The following is a 2,294-nucleotide window of genomic DNA, read 5'->3' as shown; positions in this document are numbered from 1 at the left end:
TGCCGGCGCATCGGAGACAACCAGGAACCACCCCCCATGAAGTTCACAGACGGACAGTGGATGCTGCAGCCGGGCGTGGCCGCGCACTACGCGGCCGAGGCCTATGCCATCGAAGTCCACGAAGACCGCCTCGTCGTGCTCGCCACGACCCGCCCCATCAAGCACCGCGGCGACACGCTGCAAGGCCCCACGCTCACCGTCACGCTGAGCTCGCCGCTCGAAGGCGTCATCCGCGTCAGCGTGGAGCACTACACCGCGTCGCAACCGCCGCGGCTGCACATCCCCATGGTCGGCGCCGGCAAGCCGGCCGTGCAGATCGTCGACGGCGAGACCCAGGCCACGCTGACCTCTGGCACTCTGTCGGTGGACGTCAAGAAGGGCGAGGGCTGGAGCCTCACCTTCCGCGAAGGCGACCGCGTGCTCACCAAGAGCGACTGGCGCGGCCTGGGCTACATCCAGTGGGCCGGCAAGGGCAACCACGTGCACGAGCAGCTGACGCTGGGCGTCGGCGAGAACGTCTACGGCCTGGGCGAGCGCTTCACGCCGTGGGTCAAGAACGGCCAGGTCGTCGAGAACACCAACAAGGACGGTGGCACCGCCTGCGAGCAGGTCTACAAGAGCGTGCCGTTCTACCTGACCAACCGCGGCTACGGCGTGCTCGTCAACGAGGCCGGCCCGGTGTCCTTCGAGGTCGGCTCGGAGAAGGTCGCGCGCGTGCAGTTCAGCCGCGAGGGCGAGAGCCTGGACTACTGCGTCATTGCCGGCCCCACGCCCAAGGATGTCGTGTCCCGGTTGACAGCGCTGACAGGCCGCGCCCCGCTGCCGCCGGCGTGGAGCTTCGGCCTGTGGCTGACCACCTCGTTCACGACCCAGTACGACGAGGCCACGGCCACCCACTTCATCGACGAGATGAAGCGCCGCGAGCTGCCGCTGTCGGTCTTCCACTTCGACTGCTTCTGGATGCGCGAGTTCCAGTGGTGCGACTTCGAGTGGGACCGCCGCGGCTTCCCCGAGCCCGAGGCGATGCTGCAGCGCCTGCACGCCAAGGGCCTGAAGATCAGCCTCTGGATCAACCCCTACGTCGCGCAGAAGAGCCCGCTCTTTGCCGAAGGCGTCAAGCACGGCTACTTCATCAAGAGAACCAACGGCCTGACCTTCCAGACCGACCAGTGGCAGCCCGGCATGGCCATCGTGGACTTCACGAACCCGGCGGCCAAGGCCTGGTACCAGGGCCACCTGCGCCGCCTGCTGGCCACCGGCGCCGACTGCTTCAAGACCGACTTCGGCGAGCGCATCCCGAGCGAGGGCGTCCAGTACTTCGACGGCTCCGACCCCGTCGAGATGCACAACCTCTACGCGCTGCAGTACAACGAGGCGGTGTTCGAGCTGCTGAAGGAAGTGCAGGGCGACGACGCCATCGTCTTCGCGCGCTCCACCTACGCGTCGGGCCAGCGCTTCCCCGTGCACTGGGGCGGTGACTGCTGGAGCACCTTCGAGTCCATGGCCGAGAGCCTGCGCGGCGGCCTGTCGCTCACGACCAGCGGGTTCGCGTTCTGGAGTCACGACATCGGCGGCTTCGAGGGCAACCCGCCGCCGGCCGTCTACAAGCGCTGGATTCAGTTCGGCCTGATGTCCTCGCACAGCCGCCTGCACGGCAGCAGCTTCTACCGCGTGCCCTGGCTCGTCGACGAAGAGAGCTGCGACGTGCTGCGCGTCTTCACGCGCCTCAAGCACCAGCTCATGCCCTACCTCTACGCGAAGGCGCACGAGGCGACGCAGACCGGCATTCCGCTGATGCGTGCGATGCTGCTGGAGCATCCGCACGACCCCGCCTGCACGACGCTGGACCGGCAGTACCAGCTGGGCGAAAGCCTGCTCGTGGCGCCCGTGTTCACGGAGAGCGGCGAGGTGGACTTCTACCTGCCCGGGTCGGAAGGTTCGGGCACCTGGACCCACCTGCTGTCCGGCGAGAAGAAGCAGGGCGGGCGCTGGCACCGCGAGACCCACAACTTCCTCAGCATGCCGCTGTACGCGGCACCGGGCAGCGTCATCGCCTGGGGCACCGAGACCGAGAAGCCCGACTACGACTACGCCCGCGGCACGGTGCTGCGCGTGTTCGAGCTGAGCGATGGCGCGAGCGCGGCCTTCACGGTCGTAGGCGCGGACGGCCAGGTCGCGGCCTGCGGCACGGTCAGCCGCAGCGGCGCGCAGTACACGGCCCACGTCTCTCAGGGGGCGCTGCGCGACTGGAGCCTGGATGTGGACGGCAAGCGCAGCCCCGTGCAGGCCGACGG

The 2,294-nt window shown here is 68.4% G+C and carries 1 protein-coding gene; it reads left to right on the top strand.

Annotated features, from left to right (window positions below):
- Positions 1 to 36: 36 nt before the first annotated feature.
- The coding region (yicI, locus tag ACG04R_RS28360) for an alpha-xylosidase (RefSeq protein ID WP_394418169.1) at positions 37 to 2,294 on the top strand (2,258 nt) is incomplete at its 3' end.

This window comes from Pelomonas candidula (assembly GCF_043555985.1).
Taxonomy (GTDB): Bacteria; Pseudomonadota; Gammaproteobacteria; order Burkholderiales; family Burkholderiaceae_C; genus Pelomonas; species Pelomonas candidula.
The sequence above is the reverse complement of the archived record's forward strand: the minus strand, read 5'-3'. Positions and strand labels throughout refer to the sequence as shown.